General features: G+C 38.7%; 12 protein-coding genes. 9 read left to right on the plus strand and 3 right to left on the minus strand.

Annotated elements, in window-relative coordinates; all coding sequences use genetic code 11:
- Positions 1 to 16: 16 nt before the first annotated feature.
- Positions 17 to 808, minus strand: a complete 792-nt coding sequence (locus VB797_RS06530) for a polysaccharide lyase (RefSeq protein ID WP_323236845.1) — start codon at positions 806 to 808, stop codon at positions 17 to 19.
- 443 nt (positions 809 to 1,251) lie between these two features.
- Here VB797_RS06530 and VB797_RS06535 point away from each other — a divergent pair, with 443 nt between their 5' ends.
- The 3 genes from VB797_RS06535 to VB797_RS06545 all read left to right on the plus strand — a co-directional run bounded on the left by VB797_RS06535 (position 1,252) and on the right by VB797_RS06545 (position 5,828).
- Positions 1,252 to 2,118 carry a PD-(D/E)XK nuclease family protein gene (locus VB797_RS06535; protein ID WP_323236846.1) on the plus strand — a complete coding sequence of 289 codons (867 nt, stop codon included), beginning with the start codon at positions 1,252 to 1,254 and terminating at the stop codon, positions 2,116 to 2,118.
- A gap of 18 nt (positions 2,119 to 2,136) precedes the next feature.
- Positions 2,137 to 2,763 carry a GNAT family N-acetyltransferase gene (locus VB797_RS06540; RefSeq protein ID WP_323236847.1) on the plus strand — a complete coding sequence of 209 codons (627 nt, stop codon included), beginning with the start codon at positions 2,137 to 2,139 and terminating at the stop codon, positions 2,761 to 2,763.
- Positions 2,764 to 3,431: 668 nt separating this feature from the next.
- Entirely contained in the window at positions 3,432 to 5,828 is a 2,397-nt protein-coding gene (locus VB797_RS06545) for a single-stranded-DNA-specific exonuclease RecJ (RefSeq protein ID WP_323236864.1), read from the plus strand.
- A 91-nt stretch (positions 5,829 to 5,919) separates the two neighbouring features.
- Here VB797_RS06545 and VB797_RS06550 read toward each other — a convergent pair whose 3' ends face one another.
- A complete protein-coding gene (locus VB797_RS06550; protein ID WP_323236848.1) occupies positions 5,920 to 6,624 on the minus strand; it encodes a YdcF family protein in 705 nt (234 codons plus the stop codon).
- A gap of 319 nt (positions 6,625 to 6,943) precedes the next feature.
- Here VB797_RS06550 and ctpB point away from each other — a divergent pair, with 319 nt between their 5' ends.
- The 4 genes from ctpB to VB797_RS06570 all read left to right on the plus strand — a co-directional run bounded on the left by ctpB (position 6,944) and on the right by VB797_RS06570 (position 10,839).
- On the plus strand, positions 6,944 to 8,272 hold the full coding sequence (gene ctpB / locus VB797_RS06555; protein ID WP_323236849.1) for a carboxyl-terminal processing protease CtpB: 1,329 nt from the start codon (positions 6,944 to 6,946) through the stop codon (positions 8,270 to 8,272).
- A 408-nt stretch (positions 8,273 to 8,680) separates the two neighbouring features.
- Positions 8,681 to 8,842: a hypothetical protein gene (locus VB797_RS06560; protein ID WP_323236850.1), complete on the plus strand. Its 162-nt coding sequence runs from the start codon at positions 8,681 to 8,683 to the stop codon at positions 8,840 to 8,842.
- Between the two features lie 47 nt (positions 8,843 to 8,889).
- Positions 8,890 to 9,855 carry a glycosyltransferase gene (locus VB797_RS06565; RefSeq protein WP_323236851.1) on the plus strand — a complete coding sequence of 322 codons (966 nt, stop codon included), beginning with the start codon at positions 8,890 to 8,892 and terminating at the stop codon, positions 9,853 to 9,855.
- A gap of 288 nt (positions 9,856 to 10,143) precedes the next feature.
- Positions 10,144 to 10,839, plus strand: coding sequence for a response regulator transcription factor (locus VB797_RS06570; RefSeq protein WP_323236852.1), 696 nt, complete (start codon positions 10,144 to 10,146; stop codon positions 10,837 to 10,839).
- A gap of 1,041 nt (positions 10,840 to 11,880) precedes the next feature.
- Here the strand turns inward: VB797_RS06570 and VB797_RS06575 are convergent.
- A complete protein-coding gene (locus tag VB797_RS06575; RefSeq protein ID WP_323236853.1) occupies positions 11,881 to 12,162 on the minus strand; it encodes an Npun_R1517 family heterocyst differentiation transcriptional regulator in 282 nt (93 codons plus the stop codon).
- Positions 12,163 to 13,057: 895 nt separating this feature from the next.
- Between VB797_RS06575 and VB797_RS06580 the strand changes: the two genes are divergently transcribed.
- Together VB797_RS06580 and VB797_RS06585 are read left to right on the plus strand one after the other, a co-directional pair.
- A complete protein-coding gene (locus VB797_RS06580; protein ID WP_323236854.1) occupies positions 13,058 to 13,414 on the plus strand; it encodes an NAD(P)H-quinone oxidoreductase subunit M in 357 nt (118 codons plus the stop codon).
- Between the two features lie 843 nt (positions 13,415 to 14,257).
- Positions 14,258 to 16,657: a protein phosphatase 2C domain-containing protein gene (locus tag VB797_RS06585; RefSeq protein WP_323236855.1), complete on the plus strand. Its 2,400-nt coding sequence runs from the start codon at positions 14,258 to 14,260 to the stop codon at positions 16,655 to 16,657.
- Positions 16,658 to 16,898: the final 241 nt, after the last annotated feature.

The following is a 16,898-nucleotide window of genomic DNA, read 5'->3' on the forward strand; positions in this document are numbered from 1 at the left end:
TAACTCCTCATCTCACTTAATAACCCGAAATTTTCTCCCCATACCCAACTTCCACATCATCAAAATAAATTATTCGAGAATCGACGATTGATTTTTGCGGACTGTATTTCCAATCTGGCTTATATAAACCAATTTTTAGATAAACACCTTTTTCATCGTTATAAGAATTTGGGCCTTTACTATTGATAATTTTTTGTTTATTTTGCCAAACTTCTACTATTCCATCCTGTAAATAAGACCATTTGATATGAAAAGTCCATTCAACCCATTTTCCTTTCAAATCATCTATTTTTCCTTCCCATAAAACCAATTTACCTTCAGGAGTATTGTTTTCAGTTACTTCGCGAGAATCCCATTGTTTTCGTATACTAATTTTATCGCCTTTAATACCCACTGATAAAGGGGGACTTCGCCAAGTTTCTCCCTTATCAAAGTCAGGATAGCCGTGCCATTGAGTGATAATTTCAAATGAATTGGGGTCAGTTTCCCAATCGTTTGGGATAAACATCCTCAAACGATACCAATTATCACCTAAAGGTTTTTCTATCCTTGCTGCAAGTTCGGAACGTTTACCTTGATTAACGTCCTTATCATTCCGTCGTAACTCAAATTTAGCGGATTGTTTTCCTTGATAAGATTCCTGATTAGAATATTGAAAAGAGTCTTTGCAACAAACTTCTAAACCCTTCCAAAGCTCTCCTTGATAAAATTTACTTTCTTCAAAATCATCTCGAAGAGTATTTGCTTTTGAAGATTGAATTGTAAGCAATAAAACCAAAAGGAAACAAAACCGAATAGCCAATTTCATCACGTAAATAGAACAACACCACGCATTTATAACATAACTTTCTTGAAAAGCTATAGTTATTAATAAGCTTGATGCTTAAATTTGTGATCCAAAGTTCATATTAGTCCTAATAATTTATGATTAACGCAATTCCTCCTTAAAACCAGGGCTGATTCATTCAATAAGGCAAAATAAAGCTTTTTTTATAGTTTTATCCGCAATTTTTAATAGTAATGCAACTCATGCTAACCTGTACTAATATTTTTTAGTTAAATCTAAATACTGAAGTCTGAGCGGGAATCTGCATATTTTAAGTTAGACGCGACAATATTTACGATAACATTTATAAAATAATCTATAATGCCATTTATTTTGTTGTTGTCTAAGTAGTTGTTTGCCACCGAATATTCTTTCAGCATAATTAAGTTATTGTCAGCAAAAAACTCGAATAACCGATAATTATCATGTCCATCTCTAATTTGACACAAAGTCAATTAATGCGACTTTCCCAAGGACAGCTTAACTTATTAGAACGTTGTCCCCGTCAATTTCAACATACTTATTTAGAACAACTCCGTCCTCCTACTAAGCCAGAAAACGAAGAAAAGCAGTTGCAGGGAAGTCGCTTTCACTTACTGATGCAGCAGCGAGAAATGGGCTTGAAAATTGGTAAGTTTTTGCAAGCTGATGCTAATGATAAAGATAATCAAAATATTTTACAACTGCAAAACTGGATGAGAGCTTTTGCGATCGCAGCACCAGAGATTTTAACTCAAGAAACTGCAAATAGCGAAACGTTTCGCGAAAGCGAACATTATCGCACTTTACAAGTCCAAGACTATTTGCTTACCGCGATCTACGACTTATTAATTGCAGATAAACAACAAGCACAGATTTTCGACTGGAAAACTTATCCTAAACCCCAGAATAAACGTCATCTGGAATACAATTGGCAAACACGTCTTTATCTGTACGTATTAGCAGAAACCAGCAACTATCCACCAGAAAATATTTCGATGACTTATTGGTTTGTACAATCGGAAAGTAAACCCCACAGCATCGAATTTACCTATAGTTCTTCCCAGCATCAGCAAATCAAAAAGAAACTCAATCAACATTTAGATCGGTTAACCCAGTGGCTGGAAGCTTATCAACAAGGAGAACAATTTCCTCAACTTTCCGTTGGGAACAAAACGTGCAATCATTGCCAGTATGCTTCTCGTTGTCAAAGACTGTTTGTTGGTTCTGAGAAAAAATCATCTCAAGACTTACCTGGGGTCGATGCGACTTTAGTTAACTTAGCTAACATTCAAGAAGTACCCATGAGTTGATAACTTCTTAACTATTTTATGCAGTTAGAAAATAAAAATGTAGTTTACGTCCGCGAATTAAAAATTGATGACATTGCGCCAGTTTTTCACTTAGGTGAACAATTATTTACTAGTGACTTATATCCTTATTTATATAGAACCTGGGATGAATGGGAGGTAATTGGACTTTACAATACAGATGCCGAATATTGTCTAGTTGCTGAAATTGATGGAGAATTAGCAGGCTTTATTTTAGGAACAATTATTAGTAAAGCATCTTGGACTTACGGGTATATTCTTTGGTTGGGAGTAAACCCACAATTTCAACGTCGCTATGTAGCAGATAAGTTAGTTGATAACCTTGTTTCTCGGATGATTGAAGATGGAGCGAGATTTATGCTTGCTGATACAGATCCGGCAAATATTGCAGCCGTTAAGTTCTTTCATCGTAAAGGTTTTGGCAATACACGGCAACATATTTTTTTATCGATGAATTTAAGCAAACACGAACAGTATGGCAGATTAATTGAATACGAACATCAAAAAGCTGAAAGGGCTGGTTACAGACGTTCTAATATCCGCGCACGCAAACCAGAATTAGTTGGTGGTGAAACGATTATTAAACCTATAGAGAAAGAATTTGATGAAGAAAATCAATTAAGCTGATACAATTTCGGATTACCCTACGGGAAGACGCTTCCGCGTCAATGGATTTTGGATTGATATAAGTTAGTAATTAGATAAAGTTAGATCGATACATCTGTTGCATAAGTTTTTATATAGGGAATAGAAAATAGATAATGGTTATATAGCAACCGTAAATCATTTATAAAAACTCATAGTTATTAATATTTATAATTGTAGTGCGAGCATCTTGCTCGCTACTGCCAGCGAGTAAGATGCATGTCCTTACGGACACGCTGCGCTACCGCACTACTTACTTATTTATATTTCACAAATCATTTAGGACTGCTATATAACTCAACTGTAAATATATAAATAATTTTGATTGATTACTATTTCACCAGATTAATTTTGTAGGCTAACGTATTTGTAGTGTTCGGGTCTCGCTCCCTACAAGTCACCAGCGAGCTTTTAGAATTAATAACCAGCGAGCAAGATGCTCGCACTACCCCATCCCCTCACAACTTACAGCAGTTTGCAAATAAATGAGGTACATTCCCCTTACTTCCTAATTCCTTATAACGATATGTCCTGTACCTCACTCAAATGAAATCGACTGTATATGGCAAAGCATTAGTTATTTGTAATCCAAAATCTATTGACGCGCAAGCGTCTTCTCGTAGAGTAATCTAAAATCCAAAATCATTATGATGTCCGAACAACAGTGGATTCTTGTATCAACAGAAGAACCACCTAAATGGTTCTTAGAATTAGTAAAACAGCATATACCGACATCGAAAGGAAATTTTGCCGCGCAATTATTATGGCAAAGAGGAATTAAAGATAAAACTCAGCTTGAAAATCACATTAATCCCGAATCTTATCAAAGTGCAAGCCCGTTTGAGTTTGGACAAGAAATGCACTTAGCAGTAGAAAGGTTGAAACAAGCGCAAAGCAGTAATGAAAAAGTTGTAATTTGGGGGGATTTCGACGCTGACGGTATTACTTCTACAGCAGTTTTGTGGGATGGGTTAGGACAATTTATTCCTAATACGTGTTTAAATTATTACATTCCCAATCGATTGTCTGAATCTCACGGGCTGAATATTTCGGGAATCGAGAAGCTTAAACAGCAGGGATGCCAGCTAATCGTTACTTGCGATACAGGCAGTACTAATGTAGATGAAATTATCTATGCAAACAGTTTAGATATAGACATTATTATTACAGACCATCACACCTTATTATCAGAACGTCCACCCGTAACCGCAATTATTAATCCCCGGAATCTACCCGAATCCCATCAACTATTTCATCTTTCTGGAGTAGCAGTAGCTTACAAATTAGTAGAAGCTCTTTACATCAGCTTCCCACAAATACCACAACAGCCATTAGAAGATTTGCTAGATTTAGTTGCAGTCGGATTAATAGCCGATTTAGTAAAATTGAGCGGAGACTGTCGCTACTTAGCGCAATTAGGAATTGGACAACTGCAAAAAGACTTCAAAAAATCGCCAGCAGCCAGAAGAAGACCCGGTGTAGGAAGACTACTAGAATTGTGCCAGAAAAATGGCGATCGCCCTACAGATATTTCCTTTGGTTTAGGACCGCGAATCAATGCTGTTAGTCGAATTCAAGGAGATGCAAGTTTTTGCGTAGAATTACTAACTAGTACCGACCATCAGCGCGTTTGCGAGCTAGCGGAAATAACCGAACTTGCAAACACTCGTCGTAAATCTTTACAAAAAGATGTAGCTCGTCATGTTGAGCAAAAGCTTTCTCAAATGGACTTGTCAACCACCAGCGTTATAGTTCTCGCAGACCCTCAATGGGCAGTTGGCGTTTTAGGATTAGTCGCCGGACAGGTAGCGCAAGATACAGGAAGACCGACGGTTTTATTAAGCACTGAAATCGTAGAGGGGGTAGAAGGGGTAGATAAAAAAGATATTTCTCCCCGTCCCCCAATCCCCCCATCCCCCAATCCCCCCATCCCCTCTCCCCCTCTCCTCGCAAGAGGTTCTGCACGTTCGGTTAACTCGGTTGATTTGTATCAGTTAGTCAAAGCTCAAGAGCATTTACTGCATCGCTTCGGAGGACATCCTTTTGCAGCAGGTTTGAGTATTCCAGTAGAAAATATCCCTTTATTTACAGAAGCAATTAACCAGCAGTTGCGACAAATAACCGGAGGTGCAATACCAACACCAAAAATAGAAGCAGACTTAATTGTGAATGTCGCAGACTTAGGTAAAGAATTATTTTTAGAATTAAAGCTACTTGAACCCTGCGGAATGGGTAATCCAGTTCCAAAACTTTTGATTGAAAACTGTTGGTTTGAAAATAGTTGGCATCGCAATCAGCAAGATTCGCGGGGTCAAAAAATCCAGTATATTAAAACAGAATTTGATATCCGGGACGACTCCACGAAAAATCGTTTTCCCGGTATTTGGTGGGGACATTATAAAGATGAATTACCACCCCAGAAATGCGATTGTATAGTTGAGCTAGACTATAACACTTTCAAAAAACGTTATGAAATTAGATTAATAGCAGTACGTCCTGCCAAAAATGTAATTAATCAAGTTTATAGTAGTTTGTCATCAATTTTAGATTGGCGTAATCTTTCTCCAAACAATTATCCATCATTCTCCGACTCAACTCTTATCCTCGAAGAATGTCCGACCCGTTGGGATGATTTACGAGTATGGGTAAGACGTTCTTTTCACAAACAGCAACCGCTAGCATTAGCATGGTCTGAAACTAATCCCCAGCCACCAGAAGAAATTTGGTTTACGCTTGTAGGAATAGCTAAATATCTGTGCCGTACAAATCAACCCGTTACCCGCGTAAAACTGTTAGAAAAACTATCAATAAGTACCCAAACATTACATTTAGGTTTTCAAGCTTTAAAATCTTTAGGTTATATCATCAAATCGCAAGATAATTACTTGATATTCACTCATGAAGCTAATATAAATACTACCGAACAAGCAAAACTAGCAATCAAAAAGTTTATCGCCGCAATACGTGAAGAAGAATTCCAAAAACATTATTTTGATAAAGTCCCGTTGTCAATTATCAATCATCAGTTAATAGTTGAGAGGGAATAGGTAATAGGTAATAGGTAATAGGTAATAGGTATCAACAACTCCTAACTCCTAACTCCTAACTCTTAACTCCGGCTTTCCCAACTCCCAACTCCTAACTCCTAACTTTTAAATTCCCCTGACGTTCGCATTTAAAACCACGACTTTGCCATTCTTGTAAATTAACATTACTTAACTGTATGACATTAGAACATTGCGGTTTGATGACTTGACTTAATCCCGCCCAAAATACGCTGCGGGTAACATCTAAACTAGTTTTCAACCAATACTCGCGATTTCCTGGAATGCCAACTTCTTGAATTATGTCAGGTTCTACCCACATTCCATGAGCGCCTAAAAGTATTTGTGCCATCCATTTAGCTCGGGGTAAATGTGTCGTAGAGGTAATTAGTTTCACCTTATGCACGCCCCACTTTTGCAAGATTGGAATACTATAGTAAAAGTTATCAAAAGTGGAGTCAGCACATTTTTCTAACCAAACATTATCTATAGGTGCAGCAAGACGTTGAAAGATTAGCCAAACACAAGGGTCGGGAGAACCGCTAGAAATCAATATCGGGATTTGTGGGTACTTCTGCGCTAGTTCGGCAACGTATATCTCTCGCTTGATACTGCCACCTAATACGAAAAAGGCATCTACTGGCTTGGAAGAAGCAAAAAATACAGTTATAGTAGTGAAAAGCAACCAAATAGTCACCAACAGGCTAATACCAATAGTAAATCTCTGTGAAAAACGCCACAATTTCTTAGATGGTCTTCTACCTTGAGAAAATTGGTCATTTTTTACTTTACGATTCATGGTAAACCCAAATAAAATAGTCGGTTGTAGTTTTGCTAAAATCTATAGTTAATGTAACTAATATAGCTAAGTGATAAACTCTAATTCGGCAAGTAAAATTGAGTGCTAGTATGACACTGATGAAAGTGGCATAGGAATGAATTAAGCTTGCGGAGGAAACTGACTAAGTTAAGAAACTCGATTGAGACTTGATAAACGTATTTTGAAAAAACTTCAAGGATAAGCGTCAAAAAGTCAGATTCCGAATCGCAAAACTTATCAGTTTCCGGATTATCTGATTGCTAAACTGTCAAAAACAAAATCATTCGTGCAAACATAAATGAAACAATCAGCGAAACGTTACTCACCGCTGCAATCGGCTTTTCTTGGTGGAGCAATAGTCACCACAGCAGCAGTGTCTGTATTTGGTCCAGTTTGGTGTCGTTCCGTTCATGCTGCTCTACAAGATAGCCCCAAAGCAATTGTTGACCAAGTGTGGCAATTAGTAAATCGCGAGTATGTAGATGGCTCGTTTAACAACCAAGACTGGATAGCTGCTAGAAAGACGTTGTTAAAAAGTAACTATACTTCTCGCGAGCAAGCTTATACCGCAATTCGCCAAACTTTGAAAAAATTGGGCGACCCATACACTCGTTTTATGGACCCCCAAGATTATCAGTCTCTGACTTCTCAGACTTCTGGGGAAGTTTCCGGAATTGGTATTCGTATGGAGGTAAATCCCCAAACTCAGCTTTTAACGGTTGTAGAGGCTTTAGAAAATTCTCCAGCATTGAAAGCGGGTATTAAAGCTGGTGATGTGATTTTGGCGATTGAGGGAAAATCCACCAAAAACATGAAAATAGAGGATGCTTCGGAGTTGATTCGAGGTAAGGTGGGTACTTCTATTAACTTAAGTTTAGGAAGAGCTACTCAAAAAGCATTTGATGTCAAGCTAACGCGATCGACTATTGAAGTGCCAACTGTAAGCTATACCTTGAGAAAAGAAGGTACTCGGCAGGTTGGCTATATCCGGTTGCGCGAATTTAGCGCTCATGCAGCAGAGCAAATGCAGCGTGCTATCCGTCAATTGAATGTGAGTAACGTTGACGGCTTCGTATTAGACCTGCGAGGAAACCCAGGTGGCTTGTTAAATGCGAGTATTGAAATCGCTCGGATGTGGATTCCTCAAGGATCGATTGTTCGCACGGAAGACCGCAAAGGTGGAAGCGAATTGACAAAAGCTAACAACACAGCTTTAACAAATCGTCCGCTAGTAGTCTTAGTAGATGGTAACTCAGCTAGTGCCAGTGAAATTCTTACAGGCGCACTAAAAGACAATAAGCGAGCAACTGTAGTCGGTTCTAAAACCTTTGGGAAAGCATTAGTGCAATCAGTTCACGAATTAGCGGATGGTTCTGGTATCGCAATTACTATTGCTCATTACTATACTCCTGAAGGAACCGATATTAATCACAAGGGAATTACACCCGATATAGAAGTTGATTTAACAGCATCGCAGGAACGTCAGCTTGCAAGCGATCCAAGATTGTTGGGAACAAATCAAGACCCTCACTATGCGCGTGCGCTCTCGATTTTATCAAACAACAACTTTGCATCTGGGGAGCAAAATCAAGTTTCTCGTAATTCTGTAGTGTTGCCCAAGCCTTAAAAAGTTATTCGCGATCGCGTATTGTTTAATATTAGTATTAGCAGCGTTGGTAGTGGGTTCGCCTACTGCCAATTCTGACTTTGAGAGGGAAAATAATAGATGTCACATCCCAATATTTTTGTTGATATAAATAAAAATATAAATTAAAACATAAATAGGACTTAGCAAAAAGGCATATTTTTCTTGTAGGGGAGGCGGTTGAGGGGGCGTAGATAATATCCCCCTTTATTGCCGTTGCTAGTACACAGACTAATTATCAACCTAGTAATAAGACGGTGAGTGTCACGCACTAGGCTGTTTACTTTGTGGGTTTTTTGGGCTAAAAGTTCATACAGTTTTTGTGTTGGCTTTTGACGGTCGGCAGAGCCGACTGTCATGGGTTCCCAGCCGGAGGCTGGGAACCAGTTAATGCATGAGCCAAAAACGGGTAAATTCTATCAAAGTCAACAGCCTAGTCACGCACCATCCGAGTTTCGTGACACTTGCGTAAGTCCTGATAAATTAAAACTTTTAGTTATTGTCAATTTCTCGATAATAGTTTTTGAATTGGGAATACTTGAAAAAAGATAGGTTAGTAGTTCCTTTCTAAACAATAATTCCTAGTTAAAAATTTCGATATGGATAACGACTCATTTAAGACAACCGTTACCAATACCTTTAAACCGCAGGTATCGGTAGTGATTCCTATTTATAACGGTACGGCAGATATCCCAGAATTAATTAATTGTCTATTAGCTCAAACCTATTCAAAAGACCGGGTGGAGTATTTGCTGGTAGACAATAACAGTAGCGATGGTACATTTGAATTATTAAAATCCTTAGAAAATTGTCCAATTAAAATTCGCGCTTTAAGCGAAAATGAAATTCAAAGTTCTTACGCCGCACGCAACACGGGTATTCGTGAAGCAGTAGGAGAAATTATCGCCTTTACAGATGCTGATTGCCGTCCTCAGCCACAATGGTTAGATGCATTAATTCAGCCTTTTGTCAATCAGAATGTAGTAATCGTCGCCGGTGAAATTACAGCGTTACCTGGTGATAGCTTATTAGAAAAATATGCAGACCGACAAGAAACTTTATCGCAAAAACATACATTAGCGAATAAATTTTGTGCTTACGGACAAACCGCAAATTTAGCAATCCGTCGGCTGGCACTAGAAAAAGCAGGATTATTCCGTCCCCACTTGACAACTGGAGGCGATGCTGATATATGCTGGCGAATTTTGCATCTTGATATTGGTAGTTTAGAATTTGCTCCGTACTCAATCGTCCAGCACCGTCATCGAACCACATTAAAAGAACTAAAGAGTCAATGGCGACGTTATGGGCGTTCAAACAGCTATCTCCACGAACTCCACGGCGTAGAATTAATGCGTGAGATAACTCTTAATGAATGTTACTACCGTTTAGCACGTTGGTTGCTTAAGGAAACCCCGATAAACAGCTTAAAAGCCTTGTTAGGTAAAGCGAGCTTCGTAGATCTAGTAGATACACCAATTGGTTTATTGACCGCTAGAGCGCGTTACTTAGGACAGCAGCAAGCACAATTGCCTCCTCAAGCCAAGAAAATTGAATGGCTGTGAAGCAATTCGCAATTCGCAATTCGCAATTCGCAACTCCCAACTCCCAACTCCCAACTCCCAACTCCCAACTCCCAACTCCCAACTCCTAACTCCTAACTCCTAACTCCTAACTCCTAACTCCCAACTCCCAACTCCCAACTCCTAACTCCTAACTCCTAACTCCCAACTCCCAACTCCTAACTCCTAACTCCTCACTCCTAACTATTCCCCATTCCTTATCAATTAATAATTGTTTTGCTGTTACCAAATTTCGCTAAATTGGGGAAAGTACAATACAGGAAAATAGAGATGACACCACAACTGTTACTGGTAGATGATGAACCCGGATTGCGAGAAGCCGTAAAAGATTACTTAGAAGCAAGTAATTTCAAAGTTCAGGTTGCCAGTAACGCTCGTGATGCTTGGGAGTGGATGCAGCAGAATACACCAGATTTGGTAATCTCCGATATTATGATGCCTCAAGTGGATGGTTATCAGTTTCTCAAGCAACTTCGAGATGATACTCGTTTTAAAACATTACCAGTGATATTTTTAACTGCAAAAGGTATGACTGGCGATCGCATTCAAGGTTATCAAGCTGGTGTTGATGCTTATTTACCCAAACCTTTCGACCCAGATGAATTAGTTGCGATCGTGGAAAATTTAATTGCTCGTGGCATTGCTAAAACAAGTTCTGGTATGGAGGAAGGAGAAACCCCAGATTTAGCCGAACTAGCCTCTCAGATAGCCCAAATAAAGGCGCTGCTGACTCAAAAAACTGCCATTACTCAAACAAGCCCACCTTTTAATATTGATTTGACTCCCAGAGAACAAAGCGTTTTAAATCTGGTTGCTGAAGGATTAATGAATAAAGAAATTGCCAGACGCTTAGAGACAAGCGTTCGTAATGTAGAAAAATATGTCAGTCGTTTGTTTAGTAAAACCGGAACTAATAGCCGTACTGAGTTAGTCCGGTTCGCTTTAGAACATGGTTTAGCCAATTGACCAAATAAAGTTGAATTTAGTCTAAATCTTTCATCGCCGTTACTTAAAAGCTGTACAAATCTTCCATGCTACCCGACCTTAACGGCGAACCCTAGGTCGAATTGCGATGCAAATCTCACAAATCAAAATATTGAGGGTACTTAATCAAGTAAGAACTTCCATTTGTATAAGTTTTTAGCCCTTAGATTGTTGAAGTCAAATCCCTATATTTAATTTTAGAGGGACTTGCTTCAATTAATCTAAATTTTTTTAAGTAATTTACCGTATTTACAGGTATGAAAAGATAGGTAATCATTAAGTAGTCAACTGAAAGGAAAAGTATCTGAGACCACACGTAAAAATAATTTATACTGATTTTAATCAAATTAGAAATGTATAAATTAAGTTTATTTAATAGCCATAATCTTTTCTGCGTACAATCTCAAATACTTATCAATAAAAAGAAGTCATATTGCCGAGAATTTAAACTATGCGTGGGAGGAAGGTTTGCTCTTTCTCATCCCATACACTAGTTGCTCAATAGGTACACAAAATTTTGGGAACTGTAAGGAGACACGTATCTTGCGCCATAAAGATAGCAAAAATTTCGAGATGCTTTTTGAGGTAACGTATGCTGGAATTGCTAATCTTATTTGTATTCCTTCTTAAAGGAGGGTACGAATACTACAGTTTTTCGTGAAATTTGATCAAAATTCTTCTTCCCTGGTATCTCAATATTCTTTGTAGATTGTAACCCTGCCTTGAAGCAAGACCAGAATGCTGATTAGTAGGCACCCAATTACTTCCATACATTACTTTCACTAACAATGATTGTTACTTGTAGACGCAACCCTGTAACAAAGATAGTAGATACCGGGTAGACGCACGGATGGTGGTGTTTCGAGAATGATTCGGCAAAACCCAGGTTAACAACAGTAGTCTTGAGTAATACCAGTTGACTTGCTGTGGAAAAAAATTAAGTTCCGGATTCAAACTTAAAGATTTACCAAATCTCTCTTTCTTCGCTACACATTTTACCGCTACTCTGTAAAGCAATGTTAGCTATTGGTTCATTTCGTTGGAATTACGCAACCGCATTAGCTGTCGTCGCATTTGTGGTGAAGCTTTCAATTCTGTTGTCTCATGAAGCTTCACACCTTGCTGCAACATTTCCAAAAAGTCGTCGGAACCTTCAGTTAATGCATCCAGCAACACTTGTAACAGTTGTTCGCGATCGCGCAATACACTCTTTTCCTCAATCAGCCGAAATTTGAGATTGATTTCGCACTCATAAACACCTACTTCGACGTTGTTTATTTGGCGTGGTAATGCTTTCGAGTTCATAATTTTTACGATTCCTTTACTCGGTGGTCATGGGGGTGAGGAGTTTTATCTCAAGCAAAAGCTGTTTATATTTTGTTTGAAATCGAAAGTAGTGTTTGACTTTGCAAGAAGAAAAATCATCCATTTCTATTTGTATTGCATTTTGCTCTCCTGTTGGTGGTTTGTAGGTAGACTAACTGATTCTATAATTTTATATTCATGCACCAGTAACAGTTCTAGCAAACCATAAACTATTATTCAGTTTTTAAACTTCTATACAATGAAGTTTCTGTAAGAACTTGCTAGAGCTTTTTAAAGGTTTTTACATCAAACTTATCTCCACGTCAATAACAGTTTTACTTTTAACTAAATCAAGAGTAATACTACGTAAGTAAAAACGCTGAAATTATTTTATTAGACTATAGCCTAATCTCCTTGTTTAGCAATTCCGTAAAATTACTATATGTAGGTTTTATTCATTAAAAAAACACAATTGAGCGTTAAGACCAAAAATTTTTAGGGTAAATCTAGTTTTAGAGCATCAATTAATTAATTTCGCGTGCGAAAGACAGCAGATTCGCGTTCACCTTACTGTGCATCTCAGCTACCCGTTAGGGTAATTGACAATTGTTTGGTCATGGGGTTATCGCAATCCCCTTACAAAAAAGTGGCGATTCAAGCTTACCAGACTGACCCTGATGTTAAATTCGTGGTTCCCCAATTCATGAAAACACTACCTTAATGAGCAGATTAAACTAGAATAACTCGCGGCGTTTATTTGCTATTTGTACAAAAATCTATGGTCAAAGTAGGTTTCTTGACTCAAACCAAGTACGATCGCACTCTTAGTTTCAAGCAGGAATTTAGAGTCTACAATAATTGCAGTATTACTTAACCTTCATTGAAAAAAGCTCTTATGGATAACCAGATGCTGCTCAAATCAACAACCCGCCATATCCGTATTTTTGCTGCCGTTGTTGAGGATGGCGAATTGGTTCCTAGCAATCAAGTCTTAACTTTAGATATTGACCCAGATAACGAATTTACTTGGAGTGAGGACACTCTACAGCTTGTATATCGTCAATTCGATGAATTAGTCGAAGCTAATAGCGGTGCGGACTTGACTGATTACAATTTACGTCGCATTGGCTCGGATTTAGAGCATTTAGTGCGTTCGCTTCTACAAAGCGGTTCAATTAGCTACAACATTTCCGGACGAGCTAGCAATTATAGTATGGGACTTCCCCGAGTCGCAGTCGATGAAAGTAATTAGAATTGCTTTGCCCCAAACCATCTGATTCAAAATCTATGCAAACGGGAGAGGCTGCCTCAGATGTGCAATTTACGCTCTTTAGTTGCTTAAACTCAACTTAGAAGGACTTGATTAACTGATAAATCTTAACGCTAGCTTTACATTTTAAATATTTTGCGGCGTTTAGTTATATGGTCAATAATTGCTCTTTGGTACAAAATCAAGATTTCTTTACGGACAATAGTTCGGTATAGTTCTTTATAGTTTTTGATTTACACAACCAAAGCAGTCTCAAACTGTACATAAATTTTAATTAATGCTTAAGTCCTAATAATCTCATGGTTACTCCCAAATACTTTCTGTCTCATTAAGAAATTTCCTGCCGACTGCTTTGCGATCGCGAGGCAGTCTGCGGATATATACACACAAATATATTAATAGTGTATAAACTAAACAGATTACATAGTATTGCTTGGGTGATATGTTAAATAACAAAAAAGTATAAATACTTAACTTTTTTTTATGTCTAATGATTTGTAAAGTAGAAATATATGTAGAAAACATATAAAAAATTGAAAAATAATATTCAATAAAGTGTATGGCAAGACTCTTTCTAAGAGTGCATTTGCCTAACATATGGAATGAGCATTATCAGAAGACTGGTAGTTTTTGAGAAAATTTTCCTCAAATGCCACTCGTAGCTAATTGATTCGCTAGTCTAAATTGCTATACTACCTACTCTCGTGTATGCTCTAAAATCCCGATTTATGAATGGAATATATAGTTTTATATAAACCCGAACGGCTATCTAGCCGCTCTGTATGAATAAAAAAAACTTGCCAATCGCCTTCTCGGTGGGAAACTATGGAAAATGACGCGGCAACGCTCTACTGTCCAAATGAACCTTGTCAAGCTGCCAACCCCCTTACCCACAAGTTTTGCCAGCGATGCTCCACACCCTTGCCCAAACGTTATCTTTGGGCTGTGGCAGATAGTTCGATTCTGGGTAATGCTGGGGAATTGTTACAAGAGCGTTATTTAATTATTGAGAAAAATGTTTTATTAGATACAAAGCCTGGGATTTTGCCCCAAGTACCCGAACAAAAAAAGTTAGATGACCTAAAATCCTATCTCAGATTAATACCCTATAGGTTACACGTTCCTCAAGTTTACGGACTGCTGACCCTAAATCTCAGCAATAATTCCAAAGAAATATTACTTTTAGAAAAACCCCCGCTTATTCTCAATGAAGCGCCTCTCAAAGTAAAATTGTGTGGTGAATTAACTGATGCCTGGAAGGATGCCACCTCAGTGCGACAACTTAATTGGCTGTGGCAAATAGCTCAATTATGGCAGCCTTTGGCAAGTGTTGACGTTGCTTCTAGTTTGATTACGAAAAAATTAATTCGGACTGAAGGTTCAATAGTCCGCCTATTAGAATTAAATTCTGATAGTGTTAGACCGAATTTGTCAGCTTTAGGAGAATTTTGGCAAAAAGAGTTGCTTATTCAGGCACAACCGGCGATTCGCGATTTTATGGGCGAGATTTGTCGTTTGCTGGTTGAAGAAAAAATACATTCGAGCGAACAGTTAATTGCCATTTTAGATCGAGGACTGACATCGTTAAGTGCATCTCATCACCTTAGTATCAAAGTGTCCACCTTATCAGACACGGGACCGAGCCGTCAGCGTAATGAAGATGCCTGTTATCCTCAAAGCGGAACTACTATCTCCAAACCCCCATCGAAGTCAGCTTTAACTATTGTTTGCGATGGTATAGGGGGACACGAAGGAGGAGATGTAGCTTCCTCAACGGCGATCGAGACTATTCAACAGCAGGTAGAACAATTAGCAAATTTACCCGAAGATCGAATCAATCCGGTTGTGCTGCTTGCGGACTTGGAACGGGCTGCTGCTACTGCTAACGATAAAATTAGCCAGCTTAACGATAGTCAAAATCGTCAAGGAAGGCAGCGGATGGGAACTACTGTAGTCATGGGTTTACCAATTGCCCATGAAATGTATATTGCCCATGTGGGGGACAGTCGCGCTTACTTGATTACCCGCAATAACTGCCACCAGATAACTCTTGATGATGATGTAGCTTCTCGCGAAGTACGACTAGGCTATGCGGTTTATCGGGATGCCGTACAGCAGGCTGCTTCTGGTTCGCTAGTACAAGCATTAGGTATGAATGCAAGTAGCGCTTTACACCCAACGGCACAGCGGTTTATCCTCGATGAAGATTGCGTTTTCTTACTGTGTTCGGACGGACTAAGTGATTTTGACCGTATCGAACAATACTGGGAAACAGAAATATTGCCATTATTAAATAATAAAGGTGATGTAGCCAGCGTCACTAAGCAATTGTTAGAGATTGCTAACAATCAAAATGGTCACGATAATGTGACTATTGCCTTGATGCATTGTCAAACTAAATATTCCGAGCCAAAGTCAGCTTTAGCTGCAAGCCTTGCGGATATTTCTTCGATTTCGGCAGTCGATTCTTTACCTTTAGCTCCAGCTACACAAAATCTTCCCAACCAGAAAACCCAAGTCATTACAGAAAAAGCTCCTCGTAAAGGTTTTAATTTACCCCTAATGTTAGGAATAATTGCTTTACTAACGATAGTGGGTAGTGCATTAGGATACTTTTGGAGGCAAAAATTATTAAGCAAAAACCTTGACTCACCACCAGTAGCACAAACAAATACAAGCACGCCAAATCCTGAAGCTTCTGAGAGAAGTTTCGACAGAAAGGATATAGATAAAGGCTGGTTAATTAGCGCTAAAACTAAAATTACCAATCTTAGTAAAAGCACGACTCCCCCACCGGATAAGGATGTATCCGCCAAACAGCCACTACCAATTTATGCTCCACCTGGTAGTTTGTTAGAAGTTGTACAGAAACAGTCAATTTCATCAGAAGACTATTGGCTACAAATAAAGGTATGCTCTATTGGAGAAGAAGTTGCGGCAAATGCGTCTGGCAGCAAAACATTACTCAAACCGGGCGAACAAGTTTGGCTTAAAGGTTCGCAACTTACACCGTCGAATACTTCGTTTTCCAAGCCTACTACTGTGCAAAATCAATGTTCGACCCCAGATAGTTCGTTTCCCAGGATTGAAGATTCTTCGACTTCACCCCCCGTTGAGGATTCCCAAAACCCTAGCGAGCCGTTAACTCAACCCAGTCCTGGTAGTATCCCAGGCTTGCCAAAATTACCCCAAACGGGTAACAGCACTGATTCCAAAACTCGATAAACTATAAGAAACTGAAATAATACAGGTAATCGCCTGAAAAGATAATTTTTTGGCAAACATTTTGCCTGAAAAAAAATTTAGCCTTTTTTAAAGAATCCATGCCATCCCTTAACCTGGCGATCGCCCGTCTCGTTCATACAGGCACTGACAATTATGCTATTTGGGTGGTGAATGCTCCCTATCCTAGTGGTTATGTTTTACATGATTGTGTATGGTCGCAAGAGCTAAATCAAGCTTGGCT

Source organism: Rivularia sp. UHCC 0363, from assembly GCF_034931125.1.
In the GTDB taxonomy this organism is placed as follows: Bacteria; Cyanobacteriota; Cyanobacteriia; order Cyanobacteriales; family Nostocaceae; genus Rivularia.